Annotated in this window: 19 protein-coding genes and 1 pseudogene; 6 read left to right on the forward strand and 14 right to left on the reverse strand. The window is 74.4% G+C overall.

What is annotated here, in order from left to right:
• Positions 1–601: 601 nt before the first annotated feature.
• The 5 genes and pseudogenes from ACZ7C5_RS10100 to ACZ7C5_RS10120 all read right to left on the reverse strand — a co-directional run bounded on the left by ACZ7C5_RS10100 (position 602) and on the right by ACZ7C5_RS10120 (position 4,739).
• Positions 602–952: a histone-like nucleoid-structuring protein Lsr2 gene (locus ACZ7C5_RS10100; protein WP_401080190.1), complete on the reverse strand. Its 351-nt coding sequence runs from the start codon at positions 950–952 to the stop codon at positions 602–604.
• Positions 953–1,044: 92 nt separating this feature from the next.
• Complete coding sequence (locus ACZ7C5_RS10105; RefSeq protein WP_401080188.1) at positions 1,045–1,581, reverse strand: amino-acid N-acetyltransferase; 537 nt, start codon at positions 1,579–1,581, stop codon at positions 1,045–1,047.
• A 10-nt stretch (positions 1,582–1,591) separates the two neighbouring features.
• A complete protein-coding gene (locus ACZ7C5_RS10110) occupies positions 1,592–2,029 on the reverse strand; it encodes a BlaI/MecI/CopY family transcriptional regulator (protein WP_188297600.1) in 438 nt (145 codons plus the stop codon).
• 296 nt (positions 2,030–2,325) lie between these two features.
• Positions 2,326–3,846, reverse strand: a pseudogene (gene lysX / locus ACZ7C5_RS10115) (bifunctional lysylphosphatidylglycerol synthetase/lysine--tRNA ligase LysX); the annotation flags it as partial.
• A 152-nt stretch (positions 3,847–3,998) separates the two neighbouring features.
• Complete coding sequence (locus ACZ7C5_RS10120; protein ID WP_188297598.1) at positions 3,999–4,739, reverse strand: hypothetical protein; 741 nt, start codon at positions 4,737–4,739, stop codon at positions 3,999–4,001.
• Positions 4,740–4,900: 161 nt separating this feature from the next.
• Here ACZ7C5_RS10120 and ACZ7C5_RS10125 point away from each other — a divergent pair, with 161 nt between their 5' ends.
• Together ACZ7C5_RS10125 and ACZ7C5_RS10130 are read left to right on the forward strand one after the other, a co-directional pair.
• On the forward strand, positions 4,901–5,455 hold the full coding sequence (locus ACZ7C5_RS10125; RefSeq protein WP_401080185.1) for a SigE family RNA polymerase sigma factor: 555 nt from the start codon (positions 4,901–4,903) through the stop codon (positions 5,453–5,455).
• A 60-nt stretch (positions 5,456–5,515) separates the two neighbouring features.
• Positions 5,516–6,445: a hypothetical protein gene (locus ACZ7C5_RS10130; protein ID WP_401080183.1), complete on the forward strand. Its 930-nt coding sequence runs from the start codon at positions 5,516–5,518 to the stop codon at positions 6,443–6,445.
• 31 nt (positions 6,446–6,476) lie between these two features.
• Here ACZ7C5_RS10130 and ACZ7C5_RS10135 read toward each other — a convergent pair whose 3' ends face one another.
• The 8 genes from ACZ7C5_RS10135 to ACZ7C5_RS10170 form a co-directional block, all read right to left on the reverse strand.
• Positions 6,477–7,265: a type III pantothenate kinase gene (locus ACZ7C5_RS10135; protein ID WP_188296988.1), complete on the reverse strand. Its 789-nt coding sequence runs from the start codon at positions 7,263–7,265 to the stop codon at positions 6,477–6,479.
• Between the two features lie 47 nt (positions 7,266–7,312).
• Positions 7,313–8,275 carry a carboxylating nicotinate-nucleotide diphosphorylase gene (gene nadC / locus ACZ7C5_RS10140; protein WP_188296987.1) on the reverse strand — a complete coding sequence of 321 codons (963 nt, stop codon included), beginning with the start codon at positions 8,273–8,275 and terminating at the stop codon, positions 7,313–7,315.
• A gap of 4 nt (positions 8,276–8,279) precedes the next feature.
• A complete protein-coding gene (locus ACZ7C5_RS10145; protein WP_470322399.1) occupies positions 8,280–9,950 on the reverse strand; it encodes an L-aspartate oxidase in 1,671 nt (556 codons plus the stop codon).
• Positions 9,951–9,965: 15 nt separating this feature from the next.
• Positions 9,966–10,415: an aspartate 1-decarboxylase gene (gene panD / locus ACZ7C5_RS10150; RefSeq protein WP_401080176.1), complete on the reverse strand. Its 450-nt coding sequence runs from the start codon at positions 10,413–10,415 to the stop codon at positions 9,966–9,968.
• Between the two features lie 63 nt (positions 10,416–10,478).
• On the reverse strand, positions 10,479–11,384 hold the full coding sequence (panC, locus tag ACZ7C5_RS10155; RefSeq protein ID WP_401080174.1) for a pantoate--beta-alanine ligase: 906 nt from the start codon (positions 11,382–11,384) through the stop codon (positions 10,479–10,481).
• A complete protein-coding gene (locus ACZ7C5_RS10160) occupies positions 11,384–12,346 on the reverse strand; it encodes a Rossmann-like and DUF2520 domain-containing protein (RefSeq protein WP_470322400.1) in 963 nt (320 codons plus the stop codon). The genes panC and ACZ7C5_RS10160 overlap by 1 nt, the downstream gene beginning before the upstream one ends.
• 103 nt (positions 12,347–12,449) lie before the next feature.
• Positions 12,450–13,139 carry a response regulator transcription factor gene (locus ACZ7C5_RS10165; RefSeq protein ID WP_401080170.1) on the reverse strand — a complete coding sequence of 230 codons (690 nt, stop codon included), beginning with the start codon at positions 13,137–13,139 and terminating at the stop codon, positions 12,450–12,452.
• 36 nt (positions 13,140–13,175) lie between these two features.
• Positions 13,176–14,408, reverse strand: coding sequence for a sensor histidine kinase (locus tag ACZ7C5_RS10170; RefSeq protein WP_470322401.1), 1,233 nt, complete (start codon positions 14,406–14,408; stop codon positions 13,176–13,178).
• Between the two features lie 128 nt (positions 14,409–14,536).
• Here ACZ7C5_RS10170 and ACZ7C5_RS10175 point away from each other — a divergent pair, with 128 nt between their 5' ends.
• Both ACZ7C5_RS10175 and ACZ7C5_RS10180 read left to right on the forward strand, forming a co-directional pair.
• The gene (locus ACZ7C5_RS10175; RefSeq protein ID WP_470322402.1) at positions 14,537–15,553 is read left to right on the forward strand and encodes an SAM-dependent methyltransferase; all 1,017 of its coding nucleotides are present in this window, start codon (positions 14,537–14,539) and stop codon (positions 15,551–15,553) included.
• On the forward strand, positions 15,550–16,719 hold the full coding sequence (locus ACZ7C5_RS10180; protein ID WP_401080166.1) for an NADH-quinone oxidoreductase subunit D: 1,170 nt from the start codon (positions 15,550–15,552) through the stop codon (positions 16,717–16,719). The genes ACZ7C5_RS10175 and ACZ7C5_RS10180 overlap by 4 nt, the downstream gene beginning before the upstream one ends.
• 6 nt (positions 16,720–16,725) lie before the next feature.
• On the opposite strand, the gene ACZ7C5_RS10185 is transcribed toward ACZ7C5_RS10180, so the two are convergent.
• Entirely contained in the window at positions 16,726–17,622 is an 897-nt protein-coding gene (locus ACZ7C5_RS10185; RefSeq protein ID WP_401080164.1) for a DUF3109 family protein, read from the reverse strand.
• A 197-nt stretch (positions 17,623–17,819) separates the two neighbouring features.
• Between ACZ7C5_RS10185 and ACZ7C5_RS10190 the strand changes: the two genes are divergently transcribed.
• Both ACZ7C5_RS10190 and ACZ7C5_RS10195 read left to right on the forward strand, forming a co-directional pair.
• Positions 17,820–18,284: a hypothetical protein gene (locus ACZ7C5_RS10190; protein ID WP_470322403.1), complete on the forward strand. Its 465-nt coding sequence runs from the start codon at positions 17,820–17,822 to the stop codon at positions 18,282–18,284.
• Between the two features lie 26 nt (positions 18,285–18,310).
• On the forward strand, positions 18,311–21,070 hold the full coding sequence (locus ACZ7C5_RS10195) for a toxin glutamine deamidase domain-containing protein (RefSeq protein ID WP_470322404.1): 2,760 nt from the start codon (positions 18,311–18,313) through the stop codon (positions 21,068–21,070).
• Positions 21,071–21,224 lie beyond the last annotated feature (154 nt).

The following is a 21,224-nucleotide window of genomic DNA, read 5'->3' on the forward strand; positions in this document are numbered from 1 at the left end:
GCCCACGGATTCACTCCCCGGTAGAGGAGCGAGATGCTGCGCGACCATCCGACACCAATCCCAACCTGATGCTGGGAATCGGTGTTCCCACAGGTGGGCCGGATGCACCGGATTCCGCTACGCCATCGGCGAACACGTGCCGCCGGGGCGCGGACGCAACCTCGCCGGCCGGTCGCGCATACTGCCCCTGGACGGGCCGAAGAACCCGTCCACCTGCATTCATACCCGGTATCCGGGCGGTTCTCGCGCAGTTTCCGCGGTGGCGGTGTTCGCCTGGCGAGAAGTCCGGCCGCGGTGACGGCGGTTCGGGCGGAGGGCCCGGGCCGGTGCGCCGTCCCGATGGTGTCCGCGTTGCCGCTTCGCTCCTACAGCGTTGCACAGCCGGTGATTGTTCCGCCGCCCGAGCCGCCGCCGGGGCAACCGCCCGAGCCGCCGCCCGGGCCCGTGCCCGGCAGCTGTCCGGGGCCGGGGCGCCGGCGCCGTCCCGGCACGTGCCGCGGGGCGCGGAGGAGACTCCTCCGCGCCCCGTGCGTGAGACTGTCGGCGCCGTGTCCGCCCGCCGGGGCCCCGCACCCGCTCCGGCGGGCCTGCGGCGCCGGGATCAGGACGCGTTGGCCTTCTCGTAGGCTTCGCGCACGTTGCTCGGAACCCGGCCGCGGTCGTTGACGTCGAGGCCCTGCTCCTTGGCCCACGCGCGGATCTTGGCGGTGTCCGGCGCACCGCCGGACGGACGCGCCGCGCCGCCGCGGCCCGGACGGCGGGTGCCGGCGAGCCGGCCGCTCTGCTTGCGGCCCTTCTCCAAGTACGGCGCCAGCAGACCGCGGAGCTTGTCCGCGTTGGCGCTCTTCAGATCGATCTCGTAGGCAACGCCGTCGAGCGCGAACGTCACCGTCTCGTCCGCCGAACCGCCGTCGAGATCGTCTTCAAGAATGACCTGCACCCTCTGTGCCACGGGCTTCCCTTTCCGCTAAACGACCCATTGCCTGAGGAAAGGAAAGCGCCTTTCACCGGAAAACACAAACCCTTGACCCCCGGTGGAGCGGCTCAGAGGTGCAGCAGCATGCGAGAGTTGCCCAGTGTGTTGGGCTTCACCCGCTCCAGGTCGAGGAACTCGGCGACGCCTTCATCGTACGAGCGGAGGAGTTCTTCATAGACATCCGTAGCGATCGCCGCCGGGTCTGTCGTACCATCATCGGTTTCCTGGAGCTCTCCGATCTCGACGAAACCGTGTTTCGCGAAGAAGGGGACCTCGAACGTCAAGCAGAAAATCCGACGGACGCCCAGCCAGCGCGCGGTCTGCACCAGCTTCTCCAGCAGCAGGTGCCCGATCCCGTGGCCGCGGACGACCGGATCCACCGCGAGCGTGCGGACCTCGGCGAGGTCCTCCCACATCACGTGCAGTGCGCCGCAGGCCACCACGGCACCGTTGTCGTCGCGTTCCGCGACCCAGAACTCCTGGACGGATTCGAACAGTGTGACTGTGGGCTTGTCCAGCAGAATGCCGTCGCGGGAGTAGGCGTCGATGAGCCCGCGTACTGCCCGCACGTCCGTGGTCCGCGCCCGGCGGATGGTGACCTCCATGTCGGGGACGTTATCGCGCCGGTCCCGGTTCCGTCCCATCGGTATCCGGTCCGCCGGCCGCGGAATCCGCGCCGGGCGGATCGGACGGGAACAGTGCGGCCACCCGCAACGCGTCCCGGAGCGCTTCGCGTTGCTCGGGGGACATCAGGCCGAAGAAGTGCACCAGGGCCGCCGCCGGATTGTCACTGGTGGCCCAGGCGTCGTTCATCAGAGCCGCCGTGTACGCCTCACGCGAGGAGACCGGTTCATATCGATAGGCCCGGCCGGCCCGCTCGCGGCGCAGCCAGCCCTTTCTGTGGAGCTTGTCCAGGACGGTCATCACCGTGGTGTACGCGATTTCGCGTTCCGACCGCAGATCCAGGAGAACCTCGCGAACCGTCACCGGCCGGTTCCACTGCCACACCCGGGTCATGATGGCGTTCTCAAGTTCGCCGAGTTGCCGGACCATAGTGCGGCCAGGATAGGGAGTGAATGGGGCAAATCTTGTGAAGTGCGCCAAACCGGCGCGCCGCCACCCCCGGGAATCGGGAATGGCGGCGCGGGGGTCGTCCGGGTCGTCCGGCGGCGTCGGTCTCGGGTGCCGCCCGTCGCTCCTCGCGGGCCTCGGGGGCCCCGGGGGATCAGTCGACGTCTTCCTTGGCCCGCTGGGCCCCGCCCTGGCTGCGGACGATGGCCCGCACCAGGAATCCGAAGCCGATCGCCATGACCAGCGGCGGCACGATCGCGCTGACGTAGTCCATCAGGTCACTCCTCCTCGGTCTTCTCCGCCGTCGCGGCGGCAGCCTTGGGCTCCGGCTTCACCAGCGGGAAGAGCACCGTCTCCCGGATGTTCTTGCCGGTCAGCAGCATGATCAGGCGGTCCACGCCGAGGCCGAGGCCACCGGTCGGCGGCATCGCGTACTCCAGGGCGCGCAGGAAGTCCTCGTCCACCTGCATCGCCTCGACGTCGCCGCCGGCCGCGAGCAGCGACTGGGCGGTGAGGCGGGCGCGCTGCTCGACCGGGTCGACCAGCTCGGAGTAGGCGGTGCCGATCTCCGTCCCGAAGATCACCAGGTCCCACTTCTCGGCCACGCCGGGCTGCGAGCGGTGCTGGCGGGTCAGCGGGGAGACCTCGGTCGGGTAGTCCTTGATGAAGGTCGGCCGGACGGCGTTCTCCTCCAGCAGGCGCTCGACCATCTCCAGCACGATCTGACCGTGGCCCCAGTCCTTCTCGAAGGGGATGCCGTGCTCGGTGGCCAGCTTGCGCAGCTCCTCGACGCCGGTCTCCGGGGTGACCTCGACGCCGAGGCGGGCCGAGATGCCCGGGTAGACGGCGACCTCCTCCCACGGCTCGGCCAGGTCGATCTCGTGCTCGACGCCGTGCGCGTCCACGCCCCTGATCACCGTGGTGCCCAGCGCGTCCCTGGCCGCGTTGACGATCGTCTCGCGGATCAGCTCGGCCTGGGTGTCGTAGTCGCCGTACGCCTCGTACGACTCCAGCGAGGTGAACTCCGGGTTGTGGGTGGAGTCCGCGCCCTCGTTGCGGAAGTTGCGGTTGATCTCGAAGACCTTCTCGGCGCCGCCGACCACCAGCCGCTTGAGGTACAGCTCGGGGGCGATGCGCATGAACAGGTCGATGTCGTACGCGTTGATGTGGGTCTTGAACGGACGCGCGTTGGCACCGCCGTGCACCGGCTGGAGCATCGGGGTCTCGACCTCGATGTAGCCGCGGTCCTCGTAGGTGCGACGGATCGAGCGGACGACCTTGCTGCGCAGGTGCAGGATCTCGCGGGCCTCGGGGTTGACGATCAGGTCCACGTAGCGCTGGCGGACCCGGGCCTCCGGGTCGGTCAGGCCCTTGTGCTTGTCCGGCAGCGGGCGCAGGCACTTGGCGGTGAGTTCCCAGCGGTCCACCATCACGGACAGCTCGCCGCGCTTGGAGGTGATCACCTCGCCCTCGACGCCGACCTGGTCGCCGAGGTCGATGTCGGCCTTCCAGGCCGCCAGCCGCTCGGCGCCCAGCTTGTCCAGGGAGAACATCACCTGGAGGTCGCCGGTCCCGTCGCGCAGGGTGGCGAAGCAGAGCTTGCCGCCGGTGCGGGACAGGATCACGCGGCCGGTGACGCCGGCCCGCTCACCGGTCGCGACGTCCGGTTCCAGGTCGGGGTGCTTGGCACGCAGGTCGGCGATGGTGGTGGTGCGGGGGAATCCGACCGGGTACGGGTCGACACCGGCTGCCCGGAGCCGGTCCAGCTTCTCGCGCCGGACGCGCATCTGCTCGGGAAGGTCGTCGGTCGCGGGAACAAGGCTCTGATCGCTCACCCCACAAGGGTAGCCAGCCACACGTGGTGCTCCGCGACGGGATTGCCGTGAGGCGATTGCCGTGAGGGGAGGCCGCCCGGCCGGGCGGCCTCCCCTCACGGCGGGCTCGGGCGTGGTCAGCCGGTGCCGGTGGCGAGCTCGATCTCCTCGGGGGCCTCGTCGGCCGGCGGGGCGGGGTGGGACGGAGGCTTGGGGCGGCGGCCGAACAGCTCGGCCGGGGTGGGCATCCGGTGCGGGTGGGGCGGGGTCTTCGCGGCGGCGGGCTGCTCCGGGCGGGAGTCGGTGCTGCTCATGGTGATCCGTCCTCCTACAGGGGTGGGGTGACTGTGCGGCGGTGCGGCGGGGCTCGGTACGGCCACCAGGTGGCGTGGCTGTCCCGTGGTGAGGGCGAGCCGTTCGCGGACGGCGGCCTCGGCCAGCGCGTGGCAGCGCCCGGCCAGCCGGGAGCGGCGGGCCCGTTCGCCCTGGCCGCAGGGCTGGCGGGTCAGCCCGCGCAGTGCGGTGAGGTCCTGCGGCCCTGGCAGGTACCCGTCGGTCACCGCCTCCTCCAGTCGCTCCAGGTAGCCGGGGGCGCTGCCGGGCAGGGCGGAGCGGTAGCGTCCCAGGTCGGCGAGCAGGAAGGCGCGCAGCCGGCCGCCCTCCTGGACGGCCTCGTCGATCGCCTCGGTCAGGCGCAGGGCGTCCTGGACGTCCTCGGCCCAGAGTTCGGCGCCCGGCCCGGCGAACGCCGGCCGGTCGGGCCCCTGGAGGTGGACGGGGACGGCGGGGTGCAGGGCTTGGGCGAGGGCTCGGCGCAGCACGCGGACTTCGTCGGCGCTGAAGGCCATGCCGCCGCGCGATCCGTGTGGCGTAGGCATGGGTTGACACTACGTGAGGAATATCCGATTTGTCGGTAACCTCGCGCCGAACCACCGGCGTCCGGCCCGGTGAAAAAGCGTTTCGCCGCCATCTGTAACGCCGCCCGGGGCCCGCCTGGTCATCCAGGTGTCAGGGACGAACGAGGGAGGGGCCGGGCAGGATGCGACCGGACGATCAGGAAAAGGCGGCCCGCGGCCGGGGCCGGGACGAGGACTTCCAGGCCTTCGCGGCCGGCCGCGCCAGACCGCTCTACCGGTCGGCCTGCCTGCTCACCGGCGGGGACACCCACCTCGCCGAGGACCTGGTGCAGGAGGCGCTCGGGCGGATCTACGTCCAGTGGCACCGCACCTCGTGGTTCGGGGCCAAGCGGCGGATCGACAATCCGGCCGGGTACGCCCACACCGTGCTGGTGCGGGCCTTCCTCTCGCACCGCGGCCGCCGCTCCAGCGGCGAGCGGCCGGTCGACGCGGTGCCGGACGGCGCGGCCCCGCAGGGCGACCCGGAGCTGCGGCTGACCCTGGTGGACGCGCTCGGCCGGCTCACGCCGCGGGACCGGGCGGTGCTGGTGCTGCGCTACTGGGAGGACCGCAGCGTCGAGGAGACCGCCGCGATCCTGCAGAGCACCCCGGGCGCCGTCCGCACCCAGTCCTTCCGGGCGCTCGGCCGGATCCGCACCGTGCTCGGCGACAGCCTCGACATGCCGGCGGAACGCTGAGCCGGCTCTCACGACCCCCACTGATCACGTCAACTCACCAGGTAGAGAGGTTGGTTCAGCATGTCCGCAGAACACGACGGGCCCGACGAGCGGTTCGAGCGGGCCTTCGCCGAGGCCATCGGCGCGGCCGGCGGGGCCTTCGAGACCGAGGCCGGCCGGCTGGTCGACACCGGCTGGTCGCACGGGCGCCGGCTGCGCCGCAGGCGGCGGGTCGGCACCGCGGCGGGCGCCGCCGCCCTGGCCCTGGTCGGGGTGGGCGGAGCCGCGCTCGGCGGCCTGCTGCCCGGGCAGGTCGCCCCGGCGGTGGCCGGCCCGGCGTCGGGCGGGGTGTCGGGCACGCCCGCCGCCCCGGTCTCGGGACCGGAGTTCCAGCAGATGCTCACCGAACTGCTGCCGCAGGGGGCGGTGACGGTGGGGGAGGCCCGAGGGACCGAGAGCGACACCCCGCAGCTGCGGCTGGTCCTGGACGACGGGAACGGCGCGGTCCAGTACCTGTTCTGGATCATGGGCCGCGTCGGCGACACCGGCTGCCCGGCCACGACGACCCCGGGCGACACCTGCACCGAGTCGGACCTCCCGGGCGGCGAGCACCTGCGCGTCTACCAGGCCGGGACGCGCGACGGCGAGCCGGCCGGCTCCAAGATGTGGTCCGCCAAGCTGTCCGGGAGCGGCTACCAGGTGTCGATCCAGGAGTGGAACCGCAAGCCGCTGGAGCAGGGCGCGCCGATCACCCGCACCGACCCGCCGCTGACACCGGACCAGCTCGCCGCGGTGGTGAAGGCCCCGCGCTGGCAGCAGGTGGTGGCCGCGCTGCCGGACCCGCGGGCGGGGAAGCCCACCGGTCCGGCGCCCACGCCCACGCCCCCCGCACCGGGGACCCTCCCGATCACTCCGGCCCCGGGAGTCACCTTGTATCCCTGGGATGGGGTGAGGACCGGCCCGCAAACCGGCCCGCAGACCCTGCCGGCCTTCCCGAAGCCCGGCAGCTGAGCGCCGCTCGGCAGCCCCGCGACCGAGGGGCTCAGGCGGTGGGACGGTTGCGCTCGTACACCAGGCGCAGGCCGATCAGGGTCAGCCAGGGCTCGTGCTCGTCGATGGTGGTGGCCTCGCCGAGGACGAGCGGGGCCAGCCCGCCGGTGGCGATCACCTGGACGTCGTCCGGGTCCTTGGCCAGCTCCCTGGCCATCCGCTCGACCAGGCCGTCGACCTGGCCGGCGAAGCCGTAGAGGATGCCCGACTGCATGCCCTCGACGGTGTTCTTGCCGATCACGTTGCGCGGGCGGGCCAGCTCGATCTTGCGCAGCTGGGCGCCGCGGACGCCGAGCGCCTCGACCGAGATCTCGATGCCCGGCGCGATCGCGCCGCCGACGTAGTCGCCACGGGCGTTGACCGCGTCGAAGGTGGTCGCGGTGCCGAAGTCGACCACGATGCACGGGCCGCCGTACAGGTGGTTGGCGGCCAGCGCGTTGACGATCCGGTCCGCGCCGACCTCCTTGGGGTTGTCCATCAGGACGTGCACCCCGGTCTTCACGCCGGGCTCCACGATCACCGCGGGGACGTCGCCGTAGTAGCGGCGGGTCACCTCGCGGAGCTCGTGGAGCACGGCGGGGACGGAGGAGCAGATCGCCAGGCCCTCCACCACGGCCTCGCGGACCGCGGTGTGGTTGCCCATCAGCCCTTGCAGCAGCACCGCCAGTTCATCGGCCGTGCGGCGCGGATCGGTGGAGATCCGCCAGTGTTCCACCACGTCCTCGCCGTCGAACAGGCCGAGTGTGGTCTGGGTGTTGCCGACGTCGATGGTGAGGAGCACGGGGACGCTTTCTGCGAGTCGGGACGGGGCTGTGCTCGACCTGACGGTCAGGCGCGCAGGTCCAGGCCGATGTCCAGCACCGGCGAGGAGTGGGTGAGCGCGCCCACGGCCAGGTAGTCGACACCAGTCTGGGCGACCTCGCGCGCGTCGGCCAGGGTCAGTCCGCCGGAGGCCTCCAGCTTCGCCCGGCCGGCCACCAGCGTGACGGCCTCCTTCAGCTGTCCGACGGTGAAGTTGTCCAGCAGGATCAGGTCCGCCCCGGCCTCCAGCACCGGCGGGATCTGCTCCAGGGCGTCCACCTCGACCTCGACCGGCAGCTCCGGGTACGCGGCCCGGACGGCCCGGAAGGCCTCGGCCACGCCGCCGGCCGCGACCACGTGGTTGTCCTTCACCAGCGCGGCGTCCGAGAGCGCCATCCGGTGGTTGGCGCCGCCGCCGCAGCGCACCGCGAACTTCTCCAGCGCGCGCAGGCCGGGGGTGGTCTTGCGGGTGTCCCTGACCACCGCGCCGGTGCCCTCCAGGGCGTCCGCCCAGGCGCGGGTCGCGGTGGCGATGCCGGACAGGTGGCAGAGCAGGTTGAGCGCGCTGCGCTCGGCGGTCAGCAGGTCGCGGGTGCGGGAGCGGACCGAGAGCAGCACCTGGCCGGCCGCCACCCGGTCGCCGTCCTCGACGTGCCGCTCGACCTCGAACTCCTCCTCGCAGACCAGCGAGACGACCGCCTCGGCGACCCGCAGGCCGGCCACCACGCCGGCCTGGCGGGCGGTGAAGTCGGCGGTCGCGACGGCCTCGGCGGGCACGGTCGCCACCGAGGTGACGTCCTCGCCGCCGGCCAGGTCCTCGGCCAGCGCCAGGGTGGCGATGTCCTCGACCTCGACCGGGTCCAGCCCGGCCCGCTCCAGCAGCTCGGCCAGCTGGGGGTCCAGGCCGGTCTCGTAGCCCTCGCCGTCCCCGCAGGCGCAGCCGTCGCCGCAGCCGCCGGCCATCGGGAGTTCCTCGTGGGAGTGGGTCATGGTTCTACTGCTCCTCAGGGGTGCTGACCGGGCCGCCGGCGGCGGCGAGGGTGGTGATCAGGTGACGCCGCCAGGCGGCGTCGTCGCGCTCGGGGAAGTCCTCGCGCCAGTGGCAGCCGCGGGTCTCCGCGCGCTGCGCGGCGGCCGCGACCAGGGCGGTGGAGACCAGCAGCAGGTTGGCGGCCTCCCAGGTCTCCACCCGGGGGTCGGCCGGCTTGTCCTCGGCGAGGTGCGCGTACGTCTGCTCGGCGATCAGGCCGAGCCCGGCCGCGGCGCCGGCCATCGAGGCGGCCGAGCGCAGCACGCCGGCGCCGCGCGACATCAGCCGCTGGATCTCGGCGCGCGCCTCGGACGGCGGCAGCGGGACGGCGTGCGCGGCCCTGGCGGCCTCGACGTCCACGGTGCGTTCGGGCAGGTCGCCGGCCAGGTGCCGCCCGGCCAGGTCGGCGGCGATCCGCTCGGCGAAGACCAGGCCCTCCAGCAGCGAGTTGGAGGCCAGCCGGTTGGCGCCGTGCACCCCGGTGCAGGCGACCTCGCCGCAGGCGTACAGGCCGGGGACGCTGGTGCGGCCGTGCGGGTCGGTGCGCACGCCGCCGGAGGCGTAGTGCGCGGCCGGGGCGACCGGGATCGGCTCGGTGACCGGGTCGATGCCGTGGGAGCGGCAGGAGGCGAGGATGGTCGGGAAGCGCTGCTCCCACATCTCGGCGCCGAAGTGCCGTCCGTCCAGGTACATGTGCTCGGCGCCCTGCTCCAGCATGCGCCGGGTGATCGCCTTGGCGACGATGTCGCGCGGGGCCAGCTCGGCCAGCTCGTGCTGCCCGAGCATGAACCGGACGCCGTCCGCGTCCACCAGGTGGGCGCCCTCGCCGCGCACGGCCTCGGAGACCAGCGGCTGCTGGCCCTCGGCCTCGGGGCCGAGCCAGAGCACGGTCGGGTGGAACTGGACGAACTCCAGGTCGGTGACGGCGGCGCCGGCCCGCAGCGCGAGCGCCACGCCGTCACCGGTGGAGACCGCCGGGTTGGTGGTGGCCGAGAAGACCTGGCCCATGCCGCCGGTGGCGAGCACCACCGCGCGGGCCCGGACGGCGCCGACGCCGTCGCGCGCGCCCTCGCCCATCACGTGCAGGGTGAGCCCGGCCGCGTGCCCCTCGGCGTCGGTGAGCAGGTCGAGGACGAGCGCGTGCTCGATCAGCTCGATGTCCTGGTCGGCGCGGACGGCGTCGACCAGGGCGCGCGATATCTCGGCGCCGGTGGCGTCCCCGCCGGCGTGCGCGATCCGGCGGCGGTGGTGGCCGCCCTCGCGGGTCAGCAGGATCTCGCCGTCGGTGCCGCGGTCGAAGGCGGCACCGACCGCGATCAGCCGGCGGACGGCGTCCGGGCCCTCGGTGACCAGGGTGCGCACGGCCTCCTCGTCGCAGAGCCCGGCGCCGGCCACCAGGGTGTCGTCCAGGTGCTGCCCGGGGGTGTCCCCCTCGCCCAGGGCGGCGGCGATGCCGCCCTGGGCCCAGCGGGTGGAGCCGTCGTCCAGCATCGCCTTGGTGACCACCATGGCCCGCAGGCCGGCCTTGCGGACGTTGAGCGCGACGGTGAGGCCGGCGACGCCGGAGCCGACCACGACCACGTCGGTGGTCGCGGTCCAGCCGGGGGCCGGGGCGGTGAGGCGGTGCGTGGTCATGGGTGGGTGGCTCCTTCAGCGCGAGGCGGCGTCGGCCGCGTCGTTGCCGTCACCGTACGCCCTGTCCCCCCGGAGCAGTCCGGTGCCCTCCTGGGCCTCCGCCGGGTCCCCGCCCAGTCCGGTGATCCGGTTCCGCCCGTCCACGAAGACGATCTTCGGCTCGTAGCCCTTGGCCTCGGCCGTGTCCATCTGCCCGTAGGCGATGAGTATGACGAGGTCGCCGGGATGGACCAGACGGGCGGCGGCGCCGTTGATGCCGATCACGCCGGAGCCGCGCGGGCCGGCGATGGTGTAGGTCTCCAGCCGGGCGCCGTTGTCGATGTCGACGATGTGGACCAGCTCGCCGGGGAGCAGGTCGGCCGCGTCGAGGAGGTCCTCGTCCACCGTGACGGAGCCGACGTAGTGCAGGTCGGCCTGGGTCACGGTGGCCCGGTGGATCTTGGACTTGAGCATGGTGCGGAGCATTGCGGGTCACGCCTCCTGTGAGTGCATGCCGGAAAGACGGGGGGTCGTGCTGCCCGGTGTTCGCTACCGGACGATGAGGTGGACGTTGTCGATCAGGCGGGTCGTGCCCACCTTCGCGGCGACGGCCAGCACCGCCTCGCCCTGGAAGTCGTCCGCCGCCTCCGTGAAGGAGTGCGGGTCGATCAGGGCGAGGTAGTCCAGGGTGACGCCCTCGGCGCCGTCCAGGACGGCCGAGGCGGCCTCGCGGACGGCCTTCGGGCCCTGCGCGGCGGCGTCGCGGCCGGCGAACAGGGCCTTGGACAGGGCGAGCGCGTGGGCGCGCTCCTCCGCCGAGAGGTAGTCGTTGCGCGAGGACAGTGCCAGGCCGTCCTCCTCGCGGAGGGTCGGCACGCCGACGATCTCGACGTCGAAGTCCAGGTCGGCGACCATCCGCCGGATGATCGCCAGCTGCTGGGCGTCCTTCTCGCCGAAGAAGGCGAAGTCCGGGTCGGTGATGTGCAGCAGCTTGGCGACCACGGTCAGCACGCCGTCGAAGTGGCCGGGCCTGGTGGCGCCCTCGAAGCGCTCGCCCATCGGGCCGGCCACCATGCGCACCTGCGGCTCGCCGTTCGGGTAGACCTCGTCGACGGACGGCGCGAAGACCACGTCGGCGCCGTTCTCCTCGGCCAGCTTCACGTCGGCGTCGAGGGTGCGCGGGTAGCGCTCCAGGTCCTCGCCGGCGCCGAACTGGAGCGGGTTGACGAAGACCGTCACCGCGACCCGGCCGTCCCGGCCGACCTGCTTGCGGGCGGCGCGGATCAGCGCGGCGTGGCCCTCGTGCAGGGCGCCCATGGTCATCACGACGGCGTTGTCCACCGGCTGCTCGTCCGGCCAGAACGCGGCCTCGAAGTCGTCCACGGTGCGGGTGACGACGGCCCGGTGGACCTTCGGCGCCCGCTGGGCCTTGCTCGGCTGCTTGCCGCGTGCCATCAGTGCTTCTCCTCGTTCAGTACGTCCAGCAGTCCCGCCGCCGACGTTTCGTCGATCGTCCCGTTGGCGAGCGCCCGCTGCGCGGTCGCGCGGGCCATCGCCCGGTAGGCCGCCGGGATGTCCGGGGACACCGTACTGAGCTGCGCCAGGTGGCGCCGTACGGTGCCCGCGTCGCCCCGGGCGACCGGGCCGGTGAGGGCCGCGTCACCGGAGCGCAGGCTGTTGTCCAGGGCGGCGCCCAGCAGCGGGCCGAGCATCCGGCCGGGCTCGGCGACGCCGGCCGTGCGCAGCAGGTCCATCGCCTGCGCGACCAGGGTGACCAGGTGGTTCGCGCCGTGCGCGAGGGCGGTGTGGTAGAGCGGGCGGACCTCCTCGGGCACCCACTCGGGCTCGCCGCCCATCTCCACCACCAGCGCCTCGGCGACCGGCCGCAGCTCCTCGGGGGCGGTCACGCCGAACGGGCAGCCGGCCAGCCTGTCCAGGTCGACGGAGGTGCCGGTGAAGGTCATCGCCGGGTGCAGGGCCAGCGGCAGCGCCCCGGCCCTGGTGGCGGGCTCCAGGACGGCGACGCCGTGCGCGCCGGAGGTGTGTACGACCAGCTGGCCCGGGCGGACCGCGCCGGTGGCGGCCAGCCCGGCCACCAGGTCGGCCAGCGCGTCGTCGGGGACGGTCAGCAGCACCAGGTCGGCGGCGGCCAGCACCTGCGGCGGGGTGACGATCCGCACGCCGGGCAGCAGCGCGTCGGCGCGGCGGCGGGAGGTGGCGGACACCCCGGAGGCGGCGACCACGGTGTGCCCGGCGAGCTGGAGCGCGGCGCCCAGCGCGGGGCCGACCCGCCCGGTGCCGACCACGCCGACGGCCAGCCGGGCCGGGCGGTTGCCGGGATCACCGGGATCGCCGAAAGCCTGGTCGCCGAGGCCGTCGGTGAGCGGGGCGAACTCGCCGAAGTCGGACGGATTCACGTCCACCCTTGTCCTGCCTTGTCCTGAATGACCGTTCCGGTCCACTCGGCGGGTACCGGACGTACCGCCCCAGTCTACGGGGACGCCCGGTCGCCGAGGCGGCTCAGTCGGAGGCCCCGGCCCGGATCAGCCCGGCCTCGTACGCCAGGACCACGGCCTGGACCCGGTCGCGCAGGCTCAGCTTGGCCAGGATCCGGCCGACGTGGGTCTTCACGGTGGCCTCGGAGAGCACCAGCCGGGCCGCGATCTCGCCGTTCGACAGCCCCTGGGCGACCAGCAGGAACACCTCCCGCTCGCGCTCGGTCAGCGGGCCGAGGGTGTCCGAGCCCGGCGCGTTGTGCGGGGTGGGCAGCACCTCGGCGAAGCGGTCGATCATCCGGCGGGTGGTGGTCGGGGCGACCACCGCGTCCCCGCCGTGCACCGCGCGGATCGCGGCCACCAGCTCGGTCGGCGGGACGTCCTTGAGCAGGAAGCCGCTGGCGCCGGCCTTGAGCGCGGCGAAGGCGTACTCGTCCAGGTCGAAGGTGGTGAGGATGAGCACGTGCGGGGCGTCCGGCAGCGGGCTGCCGTCCTCGGCGAGGCAGATCCTGCGGGTCGCCTGCACGCCGTCCAGCCGCGGCATCCGGACGTCCATCAGGATCACGTCGACCTCGGTGTGCCGCAGCCGCTCCAGGGCCTGGGCGCCGTCGCCCGCCTCGGCGGTGATCTCGATGTCGCCCTGTGACTGGAGGATCATCCGGAAACCGGTGCGGAGCAGTTCCTGGTCGTCGACGAGCATCACGCGGATGGTCAAGGTGGGACTCCTTGGAAGGGGGGACGGCGGACGGGGCTAGTGGGCCGCCTTGAGCGGCAGGACGGCGCGGATCCGGAAGCCGCCGCCGGGGCGGGGGCCCACGTCGAGGCTGCCGCTGACCATGCCGACCCGTTCGCGCATGCCGATCAGGCCGTGGCCGAGGCCGTCCGTGCCGCCGCCGGCCAGCTGTTCGTCGGTGCTGCCGCGGCCGTCGTCCTCCACCAGGACGGCCAGCTCGCGCTCGCCGAAGTCGACGGCGACCCGGGCGTGCACGTCGGGGCCGCCGTGCTTGCGGACGTTGGTCAGCGCCTCCTGGACGATCCGGTAGACGGTCAGCTCGACGCCCCGCGGCAGCTCGCGCGGGTGCCCCGAGGTGGCGTAGTCCACGTCGAGCCCGGCCGTGCGGACCTGCTCCAGCAGCTCCGGCAGCTCCTCGACGCCCGGCTGCGGCACGTACTCCTCGGCCTTGGTGTCGGAGGTGCGCAGCACGCCCAGCAGCCGGCGCATCTCGACCAGCGCCTGGCGGCCGGTGGAGGCGATGGTGCCGAGCGCCTCCTTCGCCTGCTGCGGGGAGTTGTCCAGGACGTACGCGGCGCCGTCGGCCTGGACGATCATCACCGAGACGTTGTGCGCGACCACGTCGTGCAGCTCGCGGGCGATCCTGGCCCGCTCGGCGGCGACCGCGACCTTGGACTGGGCGTCCCGCTCGCGCTCCAGCCGGGCGGCGCGGTCCTCCAGCTCGGTCAGGTAGGCGCGGCGCACCCTGGTCAGCCGGCCCCAGGCCCAGCAGAGGATGAACGGCGTGCTCATCAGCAGCGTGAGCAGTGCCGCCTCGCCGAAGCTGTACGGGCGGGTGTGGACGTCGCCGCCCTGGTCGAAGGCCGTCTTCACCAGCCTCAGCTGCCAGAAGACCAGCGGCCCGGAGGCCAGGCCGGCGGCCAGGGCCAGCCGGGAGGTCCACTTCCGGCCGAAGGCGGCGCCGGTGTAGGCGAAGACCAGGTAGGCGACCGCGGAGGCGCCCGGGACGATGTCGGCGAGCACCTGGGCGACGCCCACGGCGGTGGCGGCGGCCACCGTGACGTCGGGGTTGCGGCGGCGGAACACCATCAGCAGCGGCAGCAGCACCGCGATCAGGATCGAGACGTCGAAGCGCCAGCCGTCGTCGGCGTAGCCGTCGCTCGGGAGCAGGCCGAAGAGCAGCACGACGGCCGCCCAGGCGGCGTCGACCACCATGGGGTGACGGCGGAGCCAGGCGTTGAGTCGATGCACGTGTCCAGCGTAGGCAGTCGCTCCGCATGCCCAGGTCCGCCGGTAGGGCGATCCGCTCTACTCCGTAGGTCGGAGAAGCACCTGGTCCGATTGGGAGGGCCCGCCGGCGCCGGGTAGCGTCCCGCCCCATGACTTGGATGCGGTGGGCGCTCGCCATGGACCGGGCCCTGTACGAACCGGGGCGGGGCTTCTACCGCAGGCCGGAGGGCCCGGCCGGGCACTTCCGCACCTCGGTGCACGCCTCGCCGAAGTTCGCCCGTGCGGTGGCCCGCCTGCTGCTGGAGGTTGACGCGGAACTCGGCCGCCCGGAGGAGCTGGCCCTGGTCGACGTCGGGGCCGGGCGGGGGGAACTGCTGACCGGCGTGCTGGCGGAACTGCCCGGCGAGGTGCTGGCGCGGCTGCGCCCGTACGGCGTGGAGATCGCGCCGCGCCCGGCCGGGCTGCCGTCCACAGCCCTGTGGACGGACGAGCCGCCGCGCGGCGTGACCGGGCTGCTGTTCGCCAACGAGTGGCTGGACAACGTCCCGCTGGACGCCGGCGAGGTGGACGGGGACGGGGTGCTGCGCTACGTCGAGGTGGACACCGGGACCGGCGGGCAGCGGCTCGGCGAGCCGGTCTCGGCGGCCGACGCGGCCTGGGCCGGGCGCTGGTGGCCGGCCCGGGAGCCCGGTGACGTGGTGGAGTTCGGCGGCCCCAGGGACGCCGCCTGGGCGCGGGCCGTGGCCGGGCTGGAGCGCGGGCTGGCCGTCGCCGTCGACTACGGGCACACCGCGGGGCGGCGGCCGCCGTTCGGCACGTACGCGGGCTTCCGGGACGGCCGGGAGGTGGCCCCGGTGCCGGACGGCTCCTGCGACGTCACCGCGCACGTGGCGCTGGACTCCGTCGCCGTGCCCGGTTTCCACAGCCTGTGGACGACGCAGCGGGAGGCCCTGCGCGCGCTCGGCGTGAGCGGTGAGCGCCCGGCGCTCGCGCTCGCCACCAGCGACCCGGCCGGTTACCTGCGGGCGCTGAACGGGGCGGGGGAGGGGGCCGAGCTGACCGACCCGGGCGGGCTGGGCGCCTTCGGCTGGCTGGTGCAGGCCGTCCGCATGCCGGTACCGCCGGGCCTGGAGGCGCTGCCGGGATGGCAGACTCTGGGGGCATGAGGGAGACCACGGTCGGCATCGGGGCGGGAGCCGAGAACTTCACCGGCGAGGCGGGCAGCACCGACATGGTGCTCAACATCGGCCCGCAGCACCCGGCCACCCACGGCGTGCTGCGGCTGCGGATGCTGCTCGACGGCGAGCGCGTCGTGAGCGCGGAGCCGGTGATCGGCTACATGCACCGGGGCGCCGAGAAACTGTTCGAGGCTCGCGACTACCGGCAGATCATCATGCTGGCCAACCGGCACGACTGGCTCTCCGCCTTCTCCAACGAGCTCGGCGTCGTGATGGCCGTCGAGCGGATGCTCGGCATGGAGGTCCCGGAGCGGGCCGTGTGGGTCCGCACCCTGCTCGCCGAGCTCAACCGGGTGCTCAACCACCTGATGTTCCTCGGCTCGTACCCGCTGGAGCTGGGCGGGATCACCCCGGTCTTCCACGCCTTCAACGGCCGCGAGGACCTCCAGCACGTGCTGGAGGAGGCCTCCGGCGGCCGGATGCACTACATGTTCAACCGGGTCGGCGGCCTCAAGGAGGACCTGCCGGCCGGCTGGCTCGGCCGGGTCCGCACCGCCGTCGCCACCGTGCGCTCGCAGCTGCCGGTCTTCGAGGACCTCGTCCTCGGCAACGAGATCTTCCGCGCCCGCACCGCGGGCGTCGGCGTCCTCACCGGGGCGCAGGCCCAGGCGTACGGCGTCAGCGGCCCGATCGCCAGGGCCAGCGGCCTCGACCTCGACCTGCGCCGCGACGAGCCGTACCTCGCGTACGGCTCCGAGGAACTGCGGCAGGTGCTCACCGTGGTCACCCGCGAGGAGGGCGACTGCCTGGCCCGCTTCGAGTGCCTGCTGGAGCAGACCCTCAACTCGCTCGACCTGGCCGACGCCTGCCTCGACAAGCTCGCCGCGCTGCCGCCGGGGCCGGTCAACCAGCGGCTGCCCAAGGTGCTCAAGGCACCCGAGGGCAGCACCTACGCGTGGACCGAGAACCCGCTCGGGATCAACGGCTACTACCTGGTCTCGCGCGGCGACAAGACGCCCTGGCGGCTCAAGCTGCGCTCGGCGTCCTTCAACAACGTCCAGGTGCTCACCGAACTGCTGCCCGGGACGCTGGTCGCGGACATGGTGGCGATCCTCGGGTCGATGTTCTTCGTCGTCGGCGACATCGACAAGTAGGGCCGGTCAGGCCTTCCTGGCCTTCTTGCCCGGGTCGGCCGGGTGCGGGGCGACCTTGCGGTCGCCCTTGGTGGCGATCCGCTCCTCGCACAGGCGGGCCAGCACGTCGTATCCCGCCCTGCCCATCAGCTCGGTGAGTTCGGGGCGGTAGCCGACGTACACCGGCTCCGCGCCCTGGTGGGCCGCCGGGGCGCCGGTGCACCACCAGTGCAGGTCGTGGCCGCCCGGGCCCCAGCCGCGGCGGTCGTACTCGCCGATCGAGACCTGGAGGTAGCGGGTGTCGTCGGGGCGGTCGATCCAGTCGTAGGTGCGGCGGATCGGCAGCTGCCAGCAGACGTCCGGCTTGGTCTCCAGCGGCTCGCGGCCCTCCTTGAGCGCGAGCGCGTGCAGCGCGCAGCCGGCGCCGCCCGCGAAGCCCGGGCTGTTCACGAAGACGCAGGCGCCGCCGACCCGGCGGGTCTGCCGGTCGCCGTCCTCGTCCAGCATGGTGATGCCGCCGTCGGCGACGATCCGGCCCTCGGCGTCGGTGCCCTCGGCGAAGTTCTCCCAGAGCTCGGGGGTCAGCCGGTCCGCGTGCGACCGGACGCGCTTCTCGTCGTCCTCGTCCGAGTAGTGCGCGCCCAGCGTGCAGCAGCCGTCCGACTCGCCGCGGCCCTCGCGGATGCCGTGGCAGCCCTGGCCGAAGACGCAGGACCAGCGGGAGGTCAGCCAGGTGAGGTCGCAGCGGAAGACCTGCTCCTCGTCGGAGGGGTCGGCGAACTCGACCCAGGCGCGGGGGAAGTCGAGCGGGACCTCGTCGCGCGGGATCTCGCGGCGCAGGGTCGGCATCGCGAGGTCGACGGGGGCGGGGGCGGCCTTGGGCTTCGCCTTGGCCTTCTTCTTGGACGTGTCTGCTGGTGCCACTCGGCAAGGGTAGAACGTTCGGGGGCACAGACGCGGTGGCGGGACCGGTGGCGGGGCCGGTGGCGGGGTCCGCGGGGGCGGGGGCGGCCGCGGTGAAGGCGGGGTGAAGAGGTCCGGCGGGCCCTGCGGGCGGCCCCGGCGGCGCGCCTAGGATGGCGGCCGGTCCGCTACGAGGCCCGCGACGGGGAGGTACGGGGATGGCAGGCGGCAACACCGGGAAGTCCGGCCGCGCGGGCGGGGAGTTCGCCCTCAGGCCGTGGGAACTGCACGGTGAGGGGCGGGAGTTCGAGCGGATCGGCGGCGAGCTGACGAAGGCCGTCGCCGCCCTGGAGCAGGGCCTCGCCGCCCTCGGCGCCCCCTGGGGGACGGACCGGCCGGGCAGCGGCTTCGCGGCCGTGTACGGTCCGGCGCTCGGAGAACTCGTCGGCGGGCTGAGGGGGGTGGCCGGACGGGTGACCGGGGTCGGGGCCGGGCTGCACACGATGGCCGCGCGGACGGCGGACGCGGACAGCTCGGCGGCGAGCGGGTTCGGGGCGACGGCGGTGCCGGAGGCGGCAGGGGCGCCGGGCGTGCCGGGCGTGCCGGGCGTGCCGGGCTCGGCAGGGGTGCCGGGGGCAACCCCGGGGGCGGCTCCCGTCGTCCCCCAGGACATGTCGGTCTGACGGACCCGGCTCGGAGGGGGAAGCGCGTGTCCAGGAAACTGCCGGAGGAACTGGTCCCGGTGCTGGTCAGGACCGGCCGGCAGTGGCCGCAGGCCGACGAGGAGGGCCTGCGCAAGGCGGCCGGGGTCTGGCGCGAGTTCGGCCGGGAGGCCGACCGGCTCACCCGCCGCTGCGGCGAGTCCGTCCGGCGGGTCACCGCCGACAACTCCGGCCACGCCGTCGAGTCCTTCGGCGCGTACTGGCAGACCTTCAGCGGCAGCGGCAGGGGCCACCTGGACGACGCGCACAGCGCGGTCGGACTGGTCGCCGGGGCCTTCGACACGGCCGCGCGGGCCGTGGACACCTGCAAGGCCGAGATCATCGCGACCCTGAACCAGCTCGCCGCCGACCTCGGGCAGGCCGAGGAGCAGGCGGCCAGGGCCCGGGTGGAGGCCGGCCGGGTCGCCACGGCGGCCGCCGGGGGACCGGCGCGGAGCGGGGTGACCGGCGGGCTGGAGAAGTCCGTCGGAGACCTCGCCGCCAAGGTGCGGAGCACCGCCACCGAACAGGTCGCGGCGGGCCTGGCGGCCGTCGCCGTCGAGGCCGCCGGGCTGAAGATCGGCGGGCTGCTCGCCGAACTCGGCCGTGCCATGAAGGACGCGCTGGCCGGGGTGCTCAAGGAGCCGGCCGCCGTCGCGCTGCTGAGGCTCGGCACCGCGCAGGGGACGGGGATCACCGCCGCCTCGTACCGCACCGGCGCGTTCGACCCGCTCGCCGCCGGGCTGCCCGCCGCCCTCGGCGAACCGGGCGTGCTCGGCGCGGACGGCTCCGGGCTGGTCCTGCTCGCCGGGAAGGACGGCAGGCCGCTGGTCGGCGTCCCCGGGCTGACGGTCAAGGTGGATGGGCACGGCACGCCGGTCCTCGGCCCGGACGGGCAGCCGGTCATCCTCCGCGCCGACGGCACGCCGGTGGCCGACGCCTCCGGGCTGCTGGTCGTCCCGGGGCCGGACGGCAGGCCGGTGGTCGGGGTGGCGGACCTGGCGGTCCGGCTGGACGAGCACGGGCGGCCGGTGCTCACCGACGAGGACGGGAAGGCGGTCCACGGGGTGCCGCTCGCCGGGCTGACGCCGGGCACGGACGGGCCGGGTGCTCCGGGTGCTCCGGGCGTTCCGGGTGCTTCGGGTGCCGACAGGCCGGGCGCGGGGGCGGGGACGCCCGACGGGCCGGGGGAACCGAAGACACCGGGCGTCGTGACGGTGGCCTCGGTCACGGTGGCGGACCCGGGGACGGTGCTCGGCGGGCCGGACCCGGCGGGTGTGGCGGGCGCGCCGACGGGTGCGGCGGCGTCCGTGGCCGGGTACGTCACCGGGGGCTCGCCGGGGCAGCACCGGGCGACGGGCGGTGGCGGTGGCGGGGACTGGGCCCTGCCGGAGCGGGACACCGGGGCGCAGGCGCGGTCCGTCGCCGCGCCGGTCCGCCAGGGCGGGGGGCCGGCGGGCCGGTCGGACGGGGACTACCCGCTCCAGGCGCCCGCGGCGGTTTCGCACAGCGGTGGCAGCGGTGGCAGCGGTGGCAGCGGCAGTAGTGGCAGTAGTGGCAGCGGCGGCGGTGGCGGCGGCCCGGTGACGGTGCGGACGGACTCGGTGAGCGCGCCGGTCGCGCCCGTCACCGCGCCGTCCCCCGGTGGCCCCGCGCACGGCCCGGCGCCGGAGGCTCCGCCGGCGGTCCGGCCGGTCGGGGTGCCCGGACAGTTCGGGACCCCGGTGTACGGCGGGTACCAGCCGGCCGGTTCGGTCGGCACCGTCGGGCCAGGGCCGCTGGCGGGCGCCGCCGGCGGGCCGGTGAACGTGGCGGCACCGTTCGGCAGCGGCGTCGGGGCGGGGCCGGCCGTCGGCGGGGCGCAGCCCGGTGCGGTGGCCAGGCCCCCGGCCGGCACCGTGCCGCACCCGGTCGTCGGGCCGCCGCCCGTCCACGCCGTGCCGCCGCCCCCGGCCGTACCGCCGGTCGTCGGCACCACCCCGATGATCGGCCGGCCCGAACCGCACCCGCTGGACGGCAGGCGGCGGGAGAGCGCGGCGGGCACCGCCGACCCGACCCCCGCCTGGGGTGCGGTCCCGGTCGCGACCGCCCATGCGATGGCCCTCCAGCTCGCCCTGCGCGCACGGCGCGGAGCCCCGTCGGACGATCCGGCGGTCCGGCCGCGCAGTATCGCCGACAGCCGTCCGTACGGCCTGCCGGGCGGGCTCGCGCCGGTCGACCCGGAGCACCAGGCCGAACTCGAACGCCGCGTGCCAGGGGGCGGAGACGGCCTGCCCGCCCGTCACCCCGACCCGGCCGCCGGCGGCTGGGCGGAGGCGGTCAACGACGGCGGCTACCGCGAACCGGGCCGGGCGAACAACAGCCTGGAGATCGCCCTTTCGGCGGTCGAGTGCTACACCGGCCGCCCGACCTGTGCGGCCCCCCGCGTCCCCACCGAGGGCGACGCCGGGGAGCGTGGCGGCCGGGACCGCGCCGAACGCGAACTCGGCGCCCCCTTCAGGGACATGGGTGACGGCGACCGGGCGTTCGAGCGCCTCGCCGACGGCCTCCGCCGGGCCGGCCACGGCTCCCAGGCCGTGCTCCTCACCCTCGACGCCTACGGCCGCCCGCACGCCTGGAACGCGGTGAACCACCGGGACGTCGTCACCTACCTCGACCACCAGCTCGCCCGCCGGGCGCCGGTCCCGCTCCACCTGGCCACCCACGGTCTCTGGGCCATCGCCCTCACCCCGGAGGGGCGGCCCCTCGCCCTCGCCCCCGCCGCGTGATCCCCCGCGCGCCAGAAGTCGGCCAGGTCGACTTCTCGTGTGCAGGCCGCTGGCTCTTCTTCCGTCGTGTCGTCTGCGGCCTTCAGGGCCGAACCGCGCCCTCGTCCCGGCCGCATGGCCCGTACGCCTCTGCGTGAGAAGTCGGACGGGCCGA

It is taken from the genome of Kitasatospora sp. NPDC036993 (genome assembly GCF_055607525.1).

Coding starts and splice junctions, on each gene's coding strand:
- panC (WP_401080174.1), bottom strand. CDS start 11,384: ATGGCACGCGGCAAGCAGCCGAGCAAGGCCCAGCGGGCGCCGAAGGTC.
- ACZ7C5_RS10125 (WP_401080185.1), top strand. CDS start 4,901: ATGCGACCGGACGATCAGGAAAAGGCGGCCCGCGGCCGGGGCCGGGAC.
- ACZ7C5_RS10180 (WP_401080166.1), top strand. CDS start 15,550: ATGAGGGAGACCACGGTCGGCATCGGGGCGGGAGCCGAGAACTTCACC.
- ACZ7C5_RS10120 (WP_188297598.1), bottom strand. CDS start 4,739: ATGCCTACGCCACACGGATCGCGCGGCGGCATGGCCTTCAGCGCCGAC.
- ACZ7C5_RS10175 (WP_470322402.1), top strand. CDS start 14,537: ATGACTTGGATGCGGTGGGCGCTCGCCATGGACCGGGCCCTGTACGAA.
- panD (WP_401080176.1), bottom strand. CDS start 10,415: ATGCTCCGCACCATGCTCAAGTCCAAGATCCACCGGGCCACCGTGACC.
- ACZ7C5_RS10145 (WP_470322399.1), bottom strand. CDS start 9,950: ATGACCACGCACCGCCTCACCGCCCCGGCCCCCGGCTGGACCGCGACC.
- ACZ7C5_RS10105 (WP_401080188.1), bottom strand. CDS start 1,581: ATGGAGGTCACCATCCGCCGGGCGCGGACCACGGACGTGCGGGCAGTA.
- ACZ7C5_RS10130 (WP_401080183.1), top strand. CDS start 5,516: ATGTCCGCAGAACACGACGGGCCCGACGAGCGGTTCGAGCGGGCCTTC.
- ACZ7C5_RS10190 (WP_470322403.1), top strand. CDS start 17,820: ATGGCAGGCGGCAACACCGGGAAGTCCGGCCGCGCGGGCGGGGAGTTC.
- ACZ7C5_RS10110 (WP_188297600.1), bottom strand. CDS start 2,029: ATGGTCCGGCAACTCGGCGAACTTGAGAACGCCATCATGACCCGGGTG.
- nadC (WP_188296987.1), bottom strand. CDS start 8,275: ATGACCCACTCCCACGAGGAACTCCCGATGGCCGGCGGCTGCGGCGAC.